The 17,350-nt window shown below is 62.6% G+C and carries 14 protein-coding genes; 6 read left to right on the top strand and 8 right to left on the bottom strand.

What is annotated here, in order from left to right; translation table 11 throughout:
- Positions 1-308 precede the first annotated feature (308 nt).
- Genes adhP through QWI18_RS25485 form a run of 4 tightly spaced genes read right to left on the bottom strand, consistent with a single transcriptional unit; the run spans position 309 to position 7,379 of the window.
- Entirely contained in the window at positions 309-1,340 is a 1,032-nt protein-coding gene (gene adhP / locus QWI18_RS25500) for an alcohol dehydrogenase AdhP (protein WP_296307685.1), read from the bottom strand.
- Positions 1,341-1,394: 54 nt separating this feature from the next.
- Positions 1,395-3,578, bottom strand: a complete 2,184-nt coding sequence (locus tag QWI18_RS25495; protein ID WP_369320167.1) for an ornithine decarboxylase — start codon at positions 3,576-3,578, stop codon at positions 1,395-1,397.
- 37 nt (positions 3,579-3,615) lie between these two features.
- The gene (locus tag QWI18_RS25490; protein ID WP_369320166.1) at positions 3,616-6,117 is read right to left on the bottom strand and encodes a phosphoketolase; all 2,502 of its coding nucleotides are present in this window, start codon (positions 6,115-6,117) and stop codon (positions 3,616-3,618) included.
- 59 nt (positions 6,118-6,176) lie between these two features.
- Entirely contained in the window at positions 6,177-7,379 is a 1,203-nt protein-coding gene (locus QWI18_RS25485) for an acetate/propionate family kinase (RefSeq protein ID WP_192135920.1), read from the bottom strand.
- Positions 7,380-7,588: 209 nt separating this feature from the next.
- On the opposite strand from QWI18_RS25485, the gene QWI18_RS25480 reads away from it, so the two are divergent.
- Positions 7,589-8,338, top strand: coding sequence for a helix-turn-helix domain-containing protein (locus QWI18_RS25480; RefSeq protein ID WP_192135918.1), 750 nt, complete (start codon positions 7,589-7,591; stop codon positions 8,336-8,338).
- A 14-nt stretch (positions 8,339-8,352) separates the two neighbouring features.
- The gene (locus QWI18_RS25475; protein WP_192135916.1) at positions 8,353-8,784 is read left to right on the top strand and encodes a potassium channel family protein; all 432 of its coding nucleotides are present in this window, start codon (positions 8,353-8,355) and stop codon (positions 8,782-8,784) included.
- A 187-nt stretch (positions 8,785-8,971) separates the two neighbouring features.
- On the opposite strand, the gene QWI18_RS25470 is transcribed toward QWI18_RS25475, so the two are convergent.
- From QWI18_RS25470 to QWI18_RS25455, 4 genes are all read right to left on the bottom strand, one after another.
- The gene (locus QWI18_RS25470; protein WP_065987149.1) at positions 8,972-9,757 is read right to left on the bottom strand and encodes a sulfite exporter TauE/SafE family protein; all 786 of its coding nucleotides are present in this window, start codon (positions 9,755-9,757) and stop codon (positions 8,972-8,974) included.
- 146 nt (positions 9,758-9,903) lie between these two features.
- Positions 9,904-10,407: a cupin domain-containing protein gene (locus tag QWI18_RS25465; protein ID WP_065987148.1), complete on the bottom strand. Its 504-nt coding sequence runs from the start codon at positions 10,405-10,407 to the stop codon at positions 9,904-9,906.
- Between the two features lie 72 nt (positions 10,408-10,479).
- Positions 10,480-11,244 (bottom strand): trans-aconitate 2-methyltransferase, encoded by a 765-nt coding sequence (tam, locus tag QWI18_RS25460; protein ID WP_369320165.1) that lies wholly within the window; start codon positions 11,242-11,244, stop codon positions 10,480-10,482.
- A 116-nt stretch (positions 11,245-11,360) separates the two neighbouring features.
- Positions 11,361-12,446: a glycoside hydrolase family 3 N-terminal domain-containing protein gene (locus tag QWI18_RS25455; protein WP_369320164.1), complete on the bottom strand. Its 1,086-nt coding sequence runs from the start codon at positions 12,444-12,446 to the stop codon at positions 11,361-11,363.
- A gap of 300 nt (positions 12,447-12,746) precedes the next feature.
- Between QWI18_RS25455 and QWI18_RS25450 the strand changes: the two genes are divergently transcribed.
- The 4 genes from QWI18_RS25450 to QWI18_RS25435 all read left to right on the top strand — a co-directional run bounded on the left by QWI18_RS25450 (position 12,747) and on the right by QWI18_RS25435 (position 16,214).
- On the top strand, positions 12,747-13,094 hold the full coding sequence (locus QWI18_RS25450) for a hypothetical protein (protein WP_369320163.1): 348 nt from the start codon (positions 12,747-12,749) through the stop codon (positions 13,092-13,094).
- A gap of 219 nt (positions 13,095-13,313) precedes the next feature.
- Positions 13,314-13,877 (top strand): type 1 glutamine amidotransferase domain-containing protein, encoded by a 564-nt coding sequence (locus QWI18_RS25445; protein ID WP_065987214.1) that lies wholly within the window; start codon positions 13,314-13,316, stop codon positions 13,875-13,877.
- Between the two features lie 209 nt (positions 13,878-14,086).
- Positions 14,087-14,752, top strand: coding sequence for a glycosyltransferase family 2 protein (locus QWI18_RS25440; RefSeq protein ID WP_369320162.1), 666 nt, complete (start codon positions 14,087-14,089; stop codon positions 14,750-14,752).
- A 172-nt stretch (positions 14,753-14,924) separates the two neighbouring features.
- The gene (locus QWI18_RS25435) at positions 14,925-16,214 is read left to right on the top strand and encodes an Nramp family divalent metal transporter (protein ID WP_296313734.1); all 1,290 of its coding nucleotides are present in this window, start codon (positions 14,925-14,927) and stop codon (positions 16,212-16,214) included.
- Positions 16,215-17,350: the final 1,136 nt, after the last annotated feature.

Below are 17,350 nucleotides of genomic sequence, written 5' to 3'. Positions count from 1 at the left end.
TTCTTCTCTGTATAAATGGAAAATGCCCCGAGTTGATCGGGGCATTTTTTTTGGTTAGCTGCTGAGTAGCTGGTTTTCACACGGTCTGTACGAGTCAGCGTCAACGCCAATCCCGCTGACTGCATGCGATGCACAGTAGGACCGGCTTCAGCCGGGAACAGGCCAGTGTAAGCAACCTGAATTTTGCGGCGTGCCCACCGGCGCCTTCCCGGCTAAAGCCGGTCCTACGAGTCAGCGTCAACGCCAATCCCGCTGACTGCATGCGATGCACAGTAGGACCGGCTTCAGCCGGGAAGAGGCCGGGTCAATCACCCGCGAAAGTCGATCACGATCCTGGATTTCACTTCGCCGTCTTCAAGCTCCCTGAACACCTGATTGATCTCGGCCAACGGCCGCAGGTCGATGTCGGCCTTGACCTTGCCTTCGGCGGCGAACGCCAGTGCTTCAGCCATGTCCTGCCGAGTGCCGACGAACGAGCCGCGCACGGTGATGCAGTTGGCGACCACCTCAAACAGCGACAGTGGAAACTCGCCCGGTGGCAGTCCTACCAGCACACACGTGCCACATTTGCGCGTCATGCCCACCCCTTGCTTGAAGGCCGCTAGCGAAGGCGCGGTGATCAGCACGCCATGGGCCCCGCCATCGGTGACGTCCCTGACGGCTTGCACCGGATCGCCGTGGCGGACATTCACCGCCGCGTCCGCGCCCAACTGAGTGGCATGAGCCAGTTTGCCGTCGTCGACGTCCACCGCACACACGCGCAGGCCCATGGCTTTGGCGTACTGCACGGCCAAGTGCCCTAGACCGCCAATCCCTGAAATCACGATCCACTGACCCGGCCTCACATCGGCCTCTTTGATGCCCTTGTAAGTCGTCACCCCGGCGCAGATGATCGGCGCGGCTTCGTGGGGCGCAAGCCCGGCGGGAATGCGTGCGACGTATTCAGGGTCAGCGAGGATGTATTCGGCGAACCCGCCATTGCGGGTGTAACCACCGAACACGGCGCTGGCGCACACGGTTTCCCATGCGCTCAGGCAATACTCGCAGTGGCCGCAGGCTGAATACAGCCACGGCACACCCACGCGATCCCCCTCGCCCACGCGCGTCACGCCCGCACCCAGGGCGACGACGATGCCGATGCCTTCATGGCCGGGAATGAATGGCAACCACGGCTTGACCGGCCAGTCGCCCCTTGCCGCGTGCAAGTCGGTGTGACAGACCCCGCACGCTTCGGTCTTGATCAGAATCTGCCCGGGGCCTGGCGTGGGGATGTCCCACTCGCGGAGTACCAGCGGGCTGCCGAATGCTTCGACCACTGCCGCTTTCATTTTGCCTTTCATGGCGTCTTCCTCTGGTTGGGAGCGGTTGAGTTCGGGGGACGGGAATCGCGGCGCTCACTGCTGGAGCACATGCCCGTAGGCACGGATGCGGCCGTCGTCTTCGGTGCGCAGGTACACACCCTGAAGCTCTGGATTGAAGCCCGGGAACTGGTTGATCGCGTCTTGCAGGGCGAGAAAATACGCCAGCACCGCGCCGTCCCAGACCTCGCCGGGCACCACGCACAAGACCCCCGGTGGATACGGCAATGCGCCTTCCGCTGCCACCCGGCCGCGGGCATCCTCCAGCGCAATCAGCTCGACCTTGCCGCGCACAAATTCCAGATTGGCTTCACGGGGATCCATCGCCACCACGGGCATGCTCGCTTTGCGGAACATGGCCTTCTGCAGCTGCTTTACGTCGTGCCGGGCGTAAAGGGAATGCATTTCCTGACACAGCTGGCGGATGCTGTAGTCGCGGTAGCGGACCTGATGGGCGTGGTAGAGCGCCGGCAGCACGTCGACCAGGGGCGAGTCGTCTTTGATGAACCGCTCGAAGCGGCCGATTTGCGCCACCAGATGCTCCATCTTTGCCTTGCCTTCGGCCGGGGTCAGCAGAAACAGAATGGTGTTGAGGTCGTTCTTTTCAGGGACGATCTCGAACTGGCGCAGGAACGTCGCCAGCACGCCGGCATGGATGCCGAAGTCAGTGTATTGCCCGCTCACGGCATCAATCCCGGGGGTGGTGAACAACAGTTTGCACGGGTCGATGAAGTACTGGTTTTCCGTATATCCCTCGAACGCGTGCCAGCGTTCGTCCGGGTGAAAACGGAAAAACCGCAGGTCACGGGCAATTTCGTCCGTCGGATAGTCCTGCCAATAGCGACCGTCGATGGTCGGCGGCACAAAGGGTTTGATCAGCGTGCAATTGTCCATCATCAGCTTGCGCGCCTCGATGCCGGCCCGCACGCACTCGTCCCACAACCGATGGCCGCTGCGTCCGCTGTGCATGCGCGCGTTGACATCCAGACAGGCAAACAGCGGGTAGAAAGGGCTGGTCGAGGCCTGGGACATAAACGAATTGTTCAGGCGCAGGTGATTGCAGTAGCGCGCCTGCCCTTTGATGTGACGGTCCTTCTTGTGGATCTGCGAGGCCTGGGAAAACCCGGCCTGCTGCTTGTGGATGGACTGCGTGACGAAGATCCCCGGATCGTCAGGGCCCAGCTCCAGCAACAAGGGCGAGCAGTCCTTCATCATCGGGATGAATTGCTCGTACCCCAGCCACGCCGAATCGAACAGGATGTAATCGCACAAGTGGCCGATGCGATCGACGATCTGCCGCGCATTGCACACCGTGCCGTCGTAGGTGCCCAGCTGAATGATTGCGAGGCGGAACGGCCTCGCCTCATCGGCCTTGGCAGGTGCGACGAGGCTCAGTTGCTCACGCAAATAGCCTTCTTCAAAACAGTGCGAATCAATGCCGCCGATCAAGCCATAGGGGTTTCGTGCCGTTTCAAGGTACAGCGGCGTCGCACCGGCCTGAAACAGCGCGCTCTGATGAATGGATTTGTGGTTATTGCGGTCGAACAGCACCACATCGCCAGGGGTCAGCAACGCCTGGGTCACCACCTTGTTGGACGTCGAGGTGCCATTGAGAACGAAGTAGGTTTTGTCGGCGTTGTAGACCTTCGCCGCGCGTTTCTGCGCTTCAAGGGGCGCGCCCTCGTGAATCAGCAGGTCGCCCATTTCGATGTCGGCGTTGCAGCGATCCGCGCGAAACAACGTCTCCCCGAAGAAATCGAAGAACTGCCGGCCCGACGGATGTTTGCGAAAGAACTGCCCGCCCTGATGCCCCGGACAGGCGAAGGTGGTGTTGCCCCGCTCGACATAGTGTTTGAGCGCACCGAAGAACGGCGGCAGCAAGGCCTCCTCGTACTGCGTGGCCGCCCGCTCGAGCTTGTGGCCGTAGAACTCGGCGTTGTCGACGCCGAGGTCGAACACGCCGCTGATTTGCAGCAGCACCTTTTCTACGTCGAGAATGGCTTCCCGGGTCAGCTCGTCGTCTTTGGCCACGGCAAAAAACACCGGTATGTCGAACCCGGACCGGCAGACATCGTCGACCCGACCCTCGCGCCAGTCCTGGGCGGTGAGAACGACCGCCGCGACATCGGTCAGGTCGGTCGCGCCAAACTCCACCACCTCGCGGGAGGTGTTGAAGCAACGGCGTGCCTCGGGGCTGGCGACGATTTTGAGTCTGTTCATGTGCTCGGCCTTCCGTTGCAGTTAAAAGGTTGATGGATCACGCGTCCGTGAAGGTCTGCCCGCGGACATGCCCCTTGGCCAGTGGCGGCGGTGCATCGGAGTCACTGAAATCATCCGTCCAGCGCCAGTTCCTGATCTCCGGCATGTCCTCGAAGTGCTCCCGAATCCAGGCATCGTGTTTGCGCAACTGGCTCTCGAAGAAGTGCACGGCGTCAAGGCTGTGGGCGCGCAGATGCGGGACGTGGCTCAAGGCGTCGATCGCCAGGTGATAACGGCTCATGCGGTTGAGCACCACCATGTCAAAAGGCGTGGTGGTGGTGCCTCGGTCGCTGAAGCCGCGCACATGAAAACGGGCTTCGTTGGCGCGGCCGTGGACCATCGAGTGAATGACCCAGGTCGAGCCATGAAAGGCGAACATCACCGGTGCGTCCCGGGTGAACAGCGCTTCGAACGAGGCGTGATCCATGCCATGGGGCCGATCCTCGGGGGCGCTCAAAATCCCGAGGTCGACCACGTTCACCAGCCTCACCCGGATGCCGGGCACATGCTTTTGCAGCAACCAGGCGGCCGCCACTGCCTCGGTGGTAGGCACATCCCCCGCACAACCGAGCACCACGTCCGGCGCCCCGTCATCGCTGCTGGCAAAGGACCAGATCGACGCGCCTTGGGAGCAGTGCCTGAGCGCCGCATCGAAGTCCAGCCACTGGAAATCCGGCTGCTTGCCACAGGTCACGACGTTCACGTAGTTGCGACTGCGCAGGCAGTGGTCGAAGACATTGACCAGGCAGTTGGAGTCCGGCGGGTAGTACACGCGAACCACATCCGAACGACGCTGCAGCATGTTGTCGACGAACCCCGTGGACTGATGGCTGAAGCCATTGTGGTCGTTGCGCCAGGCGTGACTGCTGATCAGGATGTTGAGCGAGGCCAGCGGCCGGCGCCAGGCAAACTCACGGCTCTGCTGCAACCACTTGGCGTGTTGCGTGACCATGGAATCGACCACTTGCGCGAACGCTTCGTAGGTTGACCACATGCCGTGGCGTCCGGTGAGCAGGTACCCTTCGAGCCAGCCCTCGCACAGGTGCTCGCTCAGCACTTCCATCACACGCCCGTCGGAGGCCAGATGGTCGTCAATGTCCAGACACGGCCCGGCGGCCGTCCGGTTGCTCGCTTCGAACACCGCATTGAGCCGGTTGGAGCTGGTCTCGTCCGGCCCGAATACGCGGAAGTTGCGCGGGTTGTTGCGCATCACGTCGCGCAGGTACTCGCCCAGCTTGCGCGGCGCTTCGGCGATGACCTGCCCCGGGCCAGGCACCTCAAGCCCGTACTCGGCAAAGTTCGGCAGGTCCAGCGCCACCAGCATGCGGCCACCGTTCACGTAAGGGATCGCACCCATGCGCAGCGCCGGTGGCGGTGTCAGGGCTTGAAGTCCTGGCGCCAGGCGCCCCTGTTCATCGAACAGCGTCTGGGGTTCGTAGCTGCGCATCCAGTCTTCCAGTTGCTGGAGGTGCTCGGGGTTGCCGATGACGTTGGCGAGGGGAACCTGATGGGCGCGGAACGTGCCCTCGACCGGCAGCCCGTCGACGACCTTGGGGCCGGTCCAGCCTTTGGGGCTGCGCAGAATAATCATGGGCCATCGCGCGCGTACGGTTCCGCCGCCCTCTCTGGCCGCGGCCTGGATCTCACAGATGATGTCGTCACAGCGATTGAGCGCGGCGGCGAAGCGCTGGTGCATGCCCGGCAGGTCATTGCCCGCGACGATAATCGGCTGATACCCCCGGCCTCGGTAAAGCTCGAGCAGATCGTCATCGGCAAGCCGTGCCTCGACCGTCGGCCCGGAAATCTTGTAGCCGTTGAGATGCAGAATCGGCAGCACCGCACCATCACGGCGGGGGTCGAGGAAGTGCACGCTTTTCCAGCTGCCTTCCAGCGGACAGGTTTCAGCCTCACCGTCGCCAATCACACAGGCCACCAGCAATGAAGGGTTGTCGAACACCGCGCCAAAGGCATGCATCAGCGAATAGCCCAGCTCGCCACCCTCGTGGAGGGAGTTAGGCGTATGCGGGCCGCAGTGGCTGGGAATGCCGCCGGGAGTGGAGAAACTGCGAAAGAAACGCAACATGCCGGCTTCATCTGCGGTGATGTCGGGGTGCACTTCGCTGTAGGTGCCTTCGAGCCAGGCGCAGGCGTTCATGGTCGGACCGCCATGGCCGGGACCGGAAATAAAGAGGGTTTCAGTGCGTCGCTCACTGATCAGCCGGTTCAGGTGCACGTAGATAAAGTTTTGCCCGACCGAGGTCCCCCAGTGCCCCAGCAGCCTGGGCTTGATGTGCTCGGCCAGCAGCGGTTCACGCAGCAGCGGGTTGGCCTTGAGATAGATCTGGCCGACGCACAGGTAATTCGCGGCGTTCCAGTAGTGGTGCAGGCGCGTGAGCAACTCGGGGGCCAGGGGGCCTGACGAGGTGTCGGGCTCCATCCAGGACCCGCGGCTGACGTGGGTTTCATCGACGCTGGAGAGTGACGGGTTGAAGCTGTACATGGCGACTCCACTGGGGGCGATACGCAAAAGGTGTGGCGCGCAAATGCGCACTGGTCGATTCAGGCGCCGCTGTGCAACAGCTTGAGGGCGTGGCGGGCGATAACAGCGTTTTCGTCGGTCGGGAGGGTCCAGGCGCAAACCTTGCTGTCGGGCAGCGACAGGCAGGCGCCTTGTGGCGTGTTGGGTGAGGACGAGTGCTGCAGGCCAAGCCATGCGCAGCCGTCAAGAATCGCGTTGCGAACCGGCGCCGAGTTTTCGCCGATGCCGCCGGTCAGGATCAGCGCATCGAGGCCGCCAAGGACCGCCGTCATGGCGCCGATCTCTCGCACGACGCTGCGCACGAATAACGCGATTGCTTGTGCTGCCGCTGGTGCGGTGCTGTCAGCCAGTTCGCGTATGTCACTGGCGATACCACCGGAAACGCCCAATAAACCGCACTGGTGATAGAGCAGGTCTTCGAGGGCTTCGGCGTCCATGCCGCGCTCGCGCATCAGGTACAGCAACACGCCGGGGTCGAGCCGACCGGGACGCGTGCCCATCAACAAACCGTCCAGCGTGCTGAAGCCCATCGTCGTGGCCCGACTGACCCGGTTATGCAGGGCGCACAGGCTGGCCCCGTTGCCCAGGTGCGCCACAATCGTGCGGCCCTTCGCTGCGCGCTCATCGTATTCGGGAAGGACACCGGCAATGTATTCGTAGGACAGCCCGTGAAAACCGTAGCGACGCAGGCCCTGTTCGGTCATGGCGCGGGGCAGCCCGAATGAGGTCTCCAGCGGATCGAGGGTGTGGTGGAAGGCCGTGTCGAAGCAGGCATATTGCGCCAGGCCGCCGTGCTCGCGCGCCAGATAGTGAATCGGCGCCAGGCACCGCGGCTGATGCAGGGGCGCCATGGGAATGAGCGCCTGCAGCTCGCCCAAGAGGGCCGGATCCACCCGGGCGCCCGTGAGCGTGCGATCGCCGCCGTGAACCACCCGATGGGCCGCCGCACAGAGGTGCCCTTCGGTGTGTTGCTCTATCCAGCCCATCATGTTCCGCAACGTGCCGCTATCCGCCGGGCCGTCGGTGCGTGGCCATTGCGCGTTTTGCCGGGTTCCGTCGGCGTGGCGGAAGATCAGGCGCTCGGTGTCCCGGTGTACCTCGAAACTGCCGTGACCCAGGCAGGGGTCTTGCGCAGGGGCATCGGTGGCGTCGTAAAGGGAAAACTTGACGCTGGAAGAACCTACGTTCAGCACCAGCAGTGACGGGCGCGAATGATCAGTCATGGGGCAGCCTCATGAGCCTCCCATGATCGCGATGGGTTGGGCGGTGGCTGAAGTGAATCAACCGACGACCAGTGTGCGCGCCTGAAGTGGCCCGGTATTGATCTGGATCAAGAAGGTCGCAGTCAGCCCTCCCCGCTCAGCCCCCTCCACAATGGCCGCTGTCACTGTGCAGCGCAGGGGCCTATGCTGGGTCACTCAAGGAGATGCACATGACCGCCCATCTGGCTGCCGTTCCCGGCTCGTTCCTCAACGCAGAGTGCGCGTTCTTCAACGTCGGCGAGCTCTGCCTGTCCCTTGGGATGAGCGTGCATGACACCGATCGCTTGTCCACCATCATCCCGCAACGGCTGAAGATCAAAAAAGGCGCGGTGCTGTACCGCGCCGGCGATCCCCTGCGCTCACTCTATGCGGTGCGCTCGGGCTATTTCAAAACGACCATTACGTCCCGGGATGGGCGTGAGCGGCTGATCGGGTTCCCCATGTGCGGAGAGCTGCTGGGCTGCGATGCGATCAGCAATGATCGTCATGAATGCGACGCCATGGCACTGGAGGACAGCGAAGTCTGTCCCATCCACTTCAGTCAGCTGGAGCGGCTGGCGCGCGAGTTGCCTTCGCTGCAGCGCAACCTCAACCGGGCGCTCAGCCTGGAGATCGTGCGGGACCACGAGATGCTGCTGATACTGGGTCAGCTCAATGCCGAGGAACGCATGGCCGCCTTTTTGCTCGATGTTTCCTGCCGCATGGCGAACCGGGGCTACTCCGGCACTGCCTTTGTGTTGCGCATGAGCCGGGAGGACATCGGCGGTTATCTGGGCATGCGCCTGGAGACGATCTGCCGCGCCATCGGCTCGCTGCGCAGTCAGGGAATCGTCAGTGTCTCGGGGCGCGCGGTGGAAATCCTCGACCTCGAACGGCTGCGCACCCTCATCACCGGCGGCGAAGGCCCCATGACGCTTTGATTGGGGAGAGCGCCATGTTTGCGGTCACGCTCATCAACATCGTGATCATCACCACAGCGGTGATGGTGCATTACGAATGCCTGATTCGCCTCAACCAGCTCATGCCGAGGCTAGGACTGCAGCACCGTTTCCGGGTGGTCATCGGCGTGCTGGGCGCGCTGATCGCTCACGCGGTGGAGGTGTGGATCTTTGCCTTGGGCTACTACCTGATGAACCGGTCTGATTCATTGGGAAGTCTGACCGGAAACTTCGACGGCAGCTTCATGGACTCGGTCTACTTCTCGTTCACCACCTACACCACCATCGGCTTTGGCGACATCACGCCCAACGGACACCTGAAATACCTGACGGGGCTGGAGGCGTTGACGGGGCTGGTGCTGATTACATGGACCGCGTCGTTTCTGTTCATCGAGATGCAGCGTTATTGGGGGGCGGAGAAGGAGTGAGCTCAGGCGTGGGGGCGCCGGCCTGGCGTGCAGCGAACACATACCCTGCGGCAGTGAGCGTGCTCACGAGGACGGCATCCCGGCCGTTGAAGAGCTGGCGGATGTTCCCAATCCTTCGCGAGCAAGGTCGAGCGCCAACCCGGTCGCGTCCACACGTGGCAGCGCAGCAGGTCCATCTACCCAGCGTTCAGAACGCCAACTTGTAGCCGATCGCCAACAGCATCAGCGCCAGACACGGACGCAGGACGGCGTCGGGGATGCGACCGGTCAGGTGGCTGCCGATGTAGATGCCCGGCAGCGAGCCCATCAGTAGGTAACCCAGCATTGACCAGTTCATGTTGCCCATGCTGGCGTGACCGATGCCGGCGATGAGGGTCAGGGGGACGGCGTGGGCGATTTCGGTGCCGACCAGGCGACGGGTCTCGAGGAAGGGATAAAGCAGAAACAGCGCCACCGTGCCGAGCGCGCCAGCGCCAATGGACGTGAGCGCGACCATGGTGCCAAGGATGACGCCGGTCAGCACCGTCAGCCCGTTCAGGTTTCGGGTGCTGAGGCGGTAGCGATCACCCGCGTGGCGTTGGGCGAATGCCAGCAGACGCTTCTTGAAAAAGATCGCCAGGGCGGTCAATAGCAGCACCACGCCCAGCGCCTGTTTGATCACCGAATTCATCGCGTCCGGCGCCGTGTGCAGGCTGCTCAAAAACCACAGCGTCAGCCCGGCGGCCGGCACGCTGCCCAGGGTCAGCCAGCCGGTAATGCCCCAGTCGATGTTGTCGTTCTTTTTGTGAACCAGCACGCCACCGCTTTTGGTGATGGCGGCGTACAGCAGGTCGGTGCCCACCGCCGTGGCGGGGTTGATGCCGAACCACAGCAGGATCGGGGTCATCAGCGATCCACCGCCAACCCCCGTCATGCCGACGATAAAACCGACCACCAGCCCTGCGACGACGAAACCTGCGTTGCCAAAATCCATTGCTCTGCCTGACTGCACATTTGAAAGCCGGCGGGCAGAATAGCGATTTTTGCTCTAAGCACCGCTGCTTTTCTTATATCGAGCCTAGATCGAGACGTTCTATGGTTATAACCGAATGAATCATGGGCGAATTTCCGAGCCGTGAGTCAAGGCTCGCCTTCCCAGTAATCCAGCGTCGCATCGGGGCGCTGCACGGCCGCAAACGCGCGTGCCCCATTGAGGGTGACCATCGCCTGATACTTGCCGGAGTCCGGGTATTCGCACACTTCGGGCGTCTCCCGGGTGCTGATGGACAAATACTTCAGCGGCGCATCAGAGGTGTTGATGATCTGATGGGGGTACTCCGGACCGGGCGGGATGAAGATCACATCGCCGCTGCGGATCGGCAGCATTTCACCCGCAACGCGCAAGGTGCCCTGCCCGTCCAGAATGACGAACATCTCTTCCTGAGCGTAGTGAAAGTGATAAGGGCACGAGCGCTTGCCCGGCGCGACAATGTCCACCGACGCACCCAGCTTTTGCGCGGCGGTGTCGGTGCCCAGGCGGGCGGCGTGGCTTTCGTACAGCGGGTCGCGGCGCTCGTGCTGCAGCGGCACGTCGTTGAAATTGCGAATCAGGCGCGCGGCCAGTTCGGCGGGGTCGTTGCTCATGCTCACTCCATCAGTAAACGGGGGGTATCTATCACGGCTTGCAACACAGGGGCTTAACGCGAGCCGCACGCTTTAACGTGTCGCCACGATGAACAGGCGCGGGAACGGCAACAGCACCGTGCCGTCGTCCTGCGCCGGGTAGGCCTGACTGATCGCCTGCAGGTACGCATCGAGAAACGCCTGCTGACCCGCTTCGTCCAGCTTTTGCAGATAGGGCCGCAGCGCCGAGCCTTTGAACCACTCGACCACCGCCCCATGCCCACCGGCAAGGGGGTGGTGATACGTAGTGCGCCAGACATCGACCTCGGCGCAATGCGCCCTCAGCAGCTCGAAGTAATAGGCGGCGGGGTGTCGATCGGGGTGCTTGACGTCACCGATCCTGTCGGCCCACTGCGCACTCGCGGCGATCTCCCGGGCCAGACGATGGGCCGGCTCCTCAAGGTTGTCCGGCGTCTGCACCGCCAGCAAACCGCCTGGATTGAGCAGGCTGACCAGCCGTGGATACAGCGACGCGTGGTCAGGCACCCATTGCAGCGAGGCGTTGGCGAGGATTACGTCGTAGGTGTGCGCCGGATTCCAGTTGCCGATGTCCGCCCGCTCGAATGCGATGTCCGGCAGCCGCTGACGGGCGTCGCGGAGCATGTCCTCGGAACTGTCGAGCCCGGTCACCGTGGCCTCCGGAAAGCGCTCGGCCAGCACTTCGGTTGAGTTGCCGGGACCGCAGCCGAGGTCGACGGCGGTGCGCGCCGAGGTCAGGGGAATGGCGGCGACGAGGTCGCGTACCGGTCGGGTGCGTTGCTGCTCGAACAGGGAGTACTGCGTGGCGGACCAGCTCATCGGGCTTTCCTTCTGAGTGTACGGAGTGGCCGAGAGTAGAACGCCCGGGCCGGGAGCACAAACGGGGTGAGGGACAAGCGATAAGCTGCAAGTGGTTGGCAGCGAGCAGCGGCTGTTCAGATCATGACGCGGCGGGTGAGATGACCGCCTGAGACCGGGTAGGAGACGTACAGGCCTGAATCCACCTGGGCTCGGGAGGCGTGGGCTTGGGCCCGAACTGTGTGCGCGGCGGCAAGCAGGGTTTGCGCATCCAAGCCCCCGTTGATTACTGCATCGACGATGGCGCGCGCGATGTCGTCAAGCCCCGCTTCCGCCGAGACGAGCAACAGGTGCGCGCCGGCGTTCAGCGCCGCTACGGCGGTGTCGGCGATGCTGTTGCCGCGCAGGATAGAAACGGCGTCGAGATCGTCGGACACGATCAGTCCTTCGAACCGCAGTGCATCGCGCAGCAGGCCGATCACCGCCGCCGAGGTGCTGGCCGACCGGTGCGGGTCCAGCGCCGGGAACACGGCCGGCCCGGGCATGATCGCGCCGACGCGTGCCGCAATCACCTGCCGGAACACGTCCAGCCCGTCGCTGAGGGCAGCGGCGTCATCAGGGACGAAAGCCCGCTCCACCGCCGGGTCCTGCTCGACCTGGTAGTGACCGGGAAAATGCTTGGCCGTGGCAATCACGCCCGCGCGTTGCACACCGCGGATGAAGGCGCAGGCAATGCGCGCCACTTCAGCAGGGTCGGCGCCGAGGTGGCGCTGGTGCAGCCAGGGATTCGCCCCGGTGACCACGTCAACAATCGGCGCCAGGAACAGATTGACGCCCATGACCCGGGCCGAGCTGGCCATTTCATAGCAGCGCGACTCGATGTCTCTTGTACTCATGTGGGTCAGTTCGGCGGAAGCCGGCATACCGGGCACCAGACCGTGCAGGCGCTGGATGCCGCCCAGTTCCTGATCGACGGCGATCAGCACCGGCGCCGCCGCACACACCGCCGCCTCCCTGGCGATCGCGGAAAATTGCCCGTCGGTTTCTTCCCGGCGACGCTCGAAGCTCATGCTGCGCGCCAGGTATTCGTCGCGGGTCTCCCCCAGCAGCACCGACACGCCGCCGGCGTGCAGATGCCGGCGCACGGGTTCATCCAGCGCGAGTCCGGCGATCGCCGGCATCAAGACTGACCGTGCAGCCCGTTGCAGTTCATCGTGTGACATGTGCTCTCCGTCGATCAGCCAGTAACGAACGAGCTCACGTTTTCTTAATGCTCGTTTCCGCTCACTCTATTCATAGAACGAGCAACATGCAAACGCAACGAGCACAAAGCAGCGCACGGTTGAGTAAAGCCACTCATCAGAATGAATGACCCGCAGGCTCGACGGCGTCTGGGCAACGGAGGCTTGAGCAGGGGGTAAAAAATTTCAGGGCGTGCGCTTTTCATTTGCACGGTTGCTGGTCAACATAGGCGCCCATCGACCCTGCCGAATGGGTTCCGTTTTCTTATTCAGGATGAATTGATGCGCCGTTTATTTCCGTACTCGTTACTGGTTTGCACCCTGGCCGCGGTGCTGGCGGGTTGCAGTTCAACGCCGAACAACCCGTCGTTCAATTTCGACACCGCCAAGACGCCGTCTGACTACGCCAAGTGCATCTACCCCAAGTGGCAGCAGATCAAGCCCGGCACGACCATGACCGAGAGCAAGGGTCACTACAAACTGCTGATCTCCGGCAAGATCGCCTCCGATGAAATCCTCGAGGTCTACAAAGGCAATCCCAACACCCGGGTCTTCCTGTATCAGCGCGCGCCGTTGTCGTCGGCTTTCGGCCGCAATGCCCTGGAAACCGCAGTCCGCGATTGCCTGTGATGATGGAGGGGATCGTGGTGCGCCGTTTCGTCGCACGGCACTGCTCGCCGCACCCGAGATCCGGGTGCGCGGCCTGAAACACTGATAACCGCCCCGGTACCCTTCAGTGCAATCGGGCTGAACTTTTGCTTTTGCGCCTTCCTCTGAACGTGACACCGCTTGCCAATGGCAAGCGCCGTTTTCAACTTCAGCACTTATATTTCAGAGGAAAGCGAAAGCATGAGCAATCAACTGAACGGCAAGAAGGTTTTGATCATCACGTCCAACACCGGCATCGAGCGCGACGAGCTGCTAAAGCCGCTGGAAGCGTTGAAGGGTCAAGGTGCTGCGGTCACCCACGCCTCGATTGAAGGCGGCACTGCGCAACTGTTCCTGAACGACACCGACAAAGACGCCGTCGTCACCTCCGACGCCAAGCTGGCCGGCTTGTCTGCTGCTGACTTCGATGCGCTGGTCATTCCTGGCGGCACGGTCAACGCCGACACCCTGCGCCAGGACAGCGATGCCCAGAAGCTGGTCAAAGCGTTCGCCGACGCCGGCAAGACCGTCGCGTCGATCTGCCACGGCCCTTGGCTGCTGATCGATGCAGGCGTGATCGAAGGCAAAACCCTGACCTCCTACCCAAGCGTGCGCACTGACCTGGTCAATGCTGGCGCGGCCAACTGGGTCGATGCCGAGGTCAAGGAATGCCCGGCCAATGGCTGGACCCTGATCACTTCCCGCACACCTGACGATCTGCCGGCGTTCAACGAGGCCATCGCCAAGGCGCTGCTGGCGGGCTGAAGCCAGATGGGCAGGCTGTAAAGTCTCGCCGCACGTAGAGCCATCGACGCCGCTGATCAGCGGCGTCGCTGCGTCTGGGACATGCCCTAACCCGTGATAAGCGAGGCGATGGTCCTGCTAGACGAAAATACTTGAAACCAAATTTCCATCACTTCGGTCGACATCGAAGGACGCCGCGATCAGCGCAGGTGCCGCGACGAGACACTTCGATGATTGGAATCATTGTCCCCGCACACAACGAAGAAGACTTCTTGGACGACTGCATCAAGTCCCTGATCGCCGCTTCTGTCCACCAAGACCTCCACGGCGAGCCCGTCGAAATCCTCATCATGCTGGATGACTGCTCCGACGCCTCGGCCCGCGTCTCGGCCGCCCACGGCATCACCACCCACGTGTGCACCTACCGCAATGTCGGCATGACCCGCGCAGAAGGCGCGCGGCTGATGCTCGAACGCGGCGCCCGCTGGCTGGCGTTCACCGATGCCGACAGCGTCGTGCCCTACGCCTGGCTGGCGCATCAGGTCAGCCTGGAGGTGGACGCGGTGTGCGGCATCGTCGAGGTCGACGACTGGTCCGGGCATCCCGAGCATGTGCGCCAGCGCTATGATTCGCTGTACCGGCCAGTAGATGATCATCGGCACATCCACGGCGCGAACCTGGGCGTCAGCGCGAGTGCCTATCAGCGGGCCGGCGGCTTCAAGGCGCTGGCTGCCCACGAAGACGTGCACCTGGTCGCCGATCTGCAACGCATCGGCGCGTCCATCGCGTGGATTTCCGCGAACAGCGTCACCACCAGCGCACGAAAAGACTACCGGTGCAAAGAAGGCTTTGGGGATTATCTAAACTCACTGGCAGCGACGTCGCTGTCCAGCTGAGTCCCTCCGTCGGGCAGCACCACGGCGGGCCTGCGGGCAGACGGTAACCACGCGCTGACACCGGGCGGCAGGGCCAGCGTTCCGCGCCTTTCCGACCCCTCTGATCATTCAATATTCAACGCCGGGACTTTCCATGCCGCCCATCGATCACCCTGCCCGCCCCGGCGACGACATGCTCGGCGGGGGCATGCCCAGCGCCAGTGTCGCGGTGCCCAAGACCGGCAACTGGTTCAAGCGGCTCCTCGCATTCACCGGCCCCGGCTATATGGTCGCCGTGGGCTACATGGACCCGGGCAACTGGGCCACCGACATCGCCGGCGGTTCCAAATTTGGTTACCTGCTGCTGTCGGTCATTCTGCTGTCGAACCTGATGGCCATCGTCCTGCAAGCGCTGTCGGCACGGCTGGGCATCGTTACCGGATGGGACCTGGCGCGGGCCTGCCGCGAACGGTGCAGCCGACCGGTGTGCATCGGGCTGTGGATTGCCTGCGAGATCGCGATCATCGCCTGCGATCTGGCCGAGGTGATCGGCACTGCCATCGCGCTGAACCTGTTGTTCGGCATTCCGCTGATCTGGGGCGCGGTGATCTCGGCCGTCGACGTGTTTCTGATTTTTCTGCTGATGGGCCGCGGGTTCCGCGCGCTTGAGGCGTTCGTGATCGCGCTGCTGCTGGTCATCTTCGGCTGCTTCGCGATCCAGATGGTGCTGGCCCAGCCTGATCTGGCGGAGCTGTTTGCCGGCTTCATTCCCAAGGCCGAGGTGGTAACCAATCCCGAAGCGTTGTACCTGGCGATCGGCATCATTGGCGCCACGGTGATGCCGCACAACCTGTACCTGCACTCCTCCATCGTGCAGACCCGCGCCTACCCGCGCACGGATGAAGGCCGACGCATCGGCCTGCGCTGGGCGGTGACCGACAGCACCATCGCGCTGACGTTGGCGCTGTTCGTCAATGCGGCGATTCTGATCACCGCGGCGACGGTGTTTCACAAGGCCGGCAAAACGGACGTGGTGGAAATCGAGCAGGCCTACCATTTGCTTTCGCCGATGCTGGGGGTGGGCATGGCGTCGATGCTGTTCGGTGTGGCGTTGCTGGCGTCGGGGATCAATTCCACCGTCACGGCGACCTTGGCCGGGCAAATCGTCATGGAGGGTTTTCTGCGCCTGCGCCTGCCCGGCTGGATCCGTCGCCTGCTGACGCGGGGGCTGGCGATCATTCCGGTGATCGTGGTGACGAGTATTTACGGCGCTCAGGGCACCGCCAAATTGCTGGTGCTGAGTCAGGTCATCCTGTCGATGCAACTGCCCTTCGCCATCGTGCCACTGGTGCGCTTCGTGTCCGACCGCAAGCTGATGGGCGATTTCGTGACCGGGCCGATCCTGACCACCCTGGCCTGGGGCATCGTGCTGTTGATCATCGTGCTGAACGGGGTGTTGCTGGTGGGGGCGTTCGGGGATTGATTCCTGTCCGCCAAGACAGCGCATTTAATTTGTGTGATCGGGTTTAGCCGGGAAGACGTCGGTTTGAACACCAACAGTTTTGCGGTGTGGCTGCCGGCGCTTTCCCGGCTGAAGCCGGTCCTACGTGGGTACGTGGGGCCTTTGTGGGACTGGCTTTAGCCGGGAAGACGTCGGTTTGAACACCATCACTTCTGCGGTGTGGCTGCCGGCGCTTTCCCGGCTGAAGCCGGTCCTAGGTGGGTACGTGGTGCCATTGTGGGACTGGCTTTAGCCGGGAAGACGTCGGTTTGAACACCATCAGTTTTGCGGTGCAGCTGCTGGCGCTTTCCCGGCTGAAGCCGGTCCTACGTGGGTACGAGGCGCCTTTGTGGGACTGGCTTTAGCCGGGAAGACGTCGGTTTGAACACCATCAGTTTTGCGGTGTGGCTGCCGGCGCTTTCCCGGCTGAAGCCGGTCCTACGTGGGTACGTGGTGGCTTTGTGGGACTGGTTTTAGCAGGTCCCACAGTGAATACGCGGTGTCTTTGTGGGACTGGCTTTAGCCGGGAAGACGTCGGTTTGAACACCATCAGTTTTGCGGTGTGGCTGCTGGCGATTTCCGGCTGAAGCCGGTCCTACGTGGGTACGTGGTGCCATTGTGGGACTGGCTTTAGCCGGGAACACGTCGGTTTGAACACCATCAGTTTTGCGGTGTGGCTGCCGGCGCTTTCCCGGCTGAAGCCGGTCCTACGTGGGTACGTGGGGCCTTTGTGGGACTGGTTTTAGCAGGTCCCACAGTGAATACGCGGTGCCTTTGTGGGACTGGCTTTAGCCGGGAAGACGTCGGTTTGAACGACACCACTTCTGCAGTGTGGCTGCCGGCGCTTTCCCGGCTGAAGCCGGTCCTACGTGGGTACGAGGGGCCTTTGTGGGACTGGTTTTAGCAGGTCCCACAGTGAATACGCGGTGCCTTTGTGGGACTGGTTTTAGCCGGGAAGACGTCGGTTTGAACACCATCAGTTTTGCGGTGTGGCTGCTGGCGATTTCCCGGGTGAAGCCGGTCCTACCCAGACCGTGTGAAAACCAGCTACTCAGCAGCTAACCAAAAAAAATGCCCCGATCAACTCGGGGCATTTTCCATTTATACAGAGAAGAAAA

Origin of the sequence: Pseudomonas sp. W2Oct36 (assembly GCF_041060465.1) — a bacterium.
Classification (GTDB): Bacteria; Pseudomonadota; Gammaproteobacteria; order Pseudomonadales; family Pseudomonadaceae; genus Aquipseudomonas; species Aquipseudomonas graminis_B.
This window is presented reverse-complemented; position numbering and strand designations above follow the sequence as displayed.

What these genes read in the sequence shown, in the direction of transcription:
- adhP (WP_296307685.1), bottom strand. Translation starts at nt 1,340, where the DNA reads ATGAAAGGCAAAATGAAAGCGGCAGTGGTCGAAGCATTCGGCAGCCCG.
- QWI18_RS25495 (WP_369320167.1), bottom strand. Translation starts at nt 3,578, where the DNA reads ATGAACAGACTCAAAATCGTCGCCAGCCCCGAGGCACGCCGTTGCTTC.
- QWI18_RS25490 (WP_369320166.1), bottom strand. Translation starts at nt 6,117, where the DNA reads ATGTACAGCTTCAACCCGTCACTCTCCAGCGTCGATGAAACCCACGTC.
- QWI18_RS25485 (WP_192135920.1), bottom strand. Translation starts at nt 7,379, where the DNA reads ATGACTGATCATTCGCGCCCGTCACTGCTGGTGCTGAACGTAGGTTCT.
- QWI18_RS25480 (WP_192135918.1), top strand. Translation starts at nt 7,589, where the DNA reads ATGACCGCCCATCTGGCTGCCGTTCCCGGCTCGTTCCTCAACGCAGAG.
- QWI18_RS25475 (WP_192135916.1), top strand. Translation starts at nt 8,353, where the DNA reads ATGTTTGCGGTCACGCTCATCAACATCGTGATCATCACCACAGCGGTG.
- QWI18_RS25470 (WP_065987149.1), bottom strand. Translation starts at nt 9,757, where the DNA reads ATGGATTTTGGCAACGCAGGTTTCGTCGTCGCAGGGCTGGTGGTCGGT.
- QWI18_RS25465 (WP_065987148.1), bottom strand. Translation starts at nt 10,407, where the DNA reads ATGAGCAACGACCCCGCCGAACTGGCCGCGCGCCTGATTCGCAATTTC.
- tam (WP_369320165.1), bottom strand. Translation starts at nt 11,244, where the DNA reads ATGAGCTGGTCCGCCACGCAGTACTCCCTGTTCGAGCAGCAACGCACC.
- QWI18_RS25455 (WP_369320164.1), bottom strand. Translation starts at nt 12,446, where the DNA reads ATGTCACACGATGAACTGCAACGGGCTGCACGGTCAGTCTTGATGCCG.
- QWI18_RS25450 (WP_369320163.1), top strand. Translation starts at nt 12,747, where the DNA reads ATGCGCCGTTTATTTCCGTACTCGTTACTGGTTTGCACCCTGGCCGCG.
- QWI18_RS25445 (WP_065987214.1), top strand. Translation starts at nt 13,314, where the DNA reads ATGAGCAATCAACTGAACGGCAAGAAGGTTTTGATCATCACGTCCAAC.
- QWI18_RS25440 (WP_369320162.1), top strand. Translation starts at nt 14,087, where the DNA reads ATGATTGGAATCATTGTCCCCGCACACAACGAAGAAGACTTCTTGGAC.
- QWI18_RS25435 (WP_296313734.1), top strand. Translation starts at nt 14,925, where the DNA reads ATGCTCGGCGGGGGCATGCCCAGCGCCAGTGTCGCGGTGCCCAAGACC.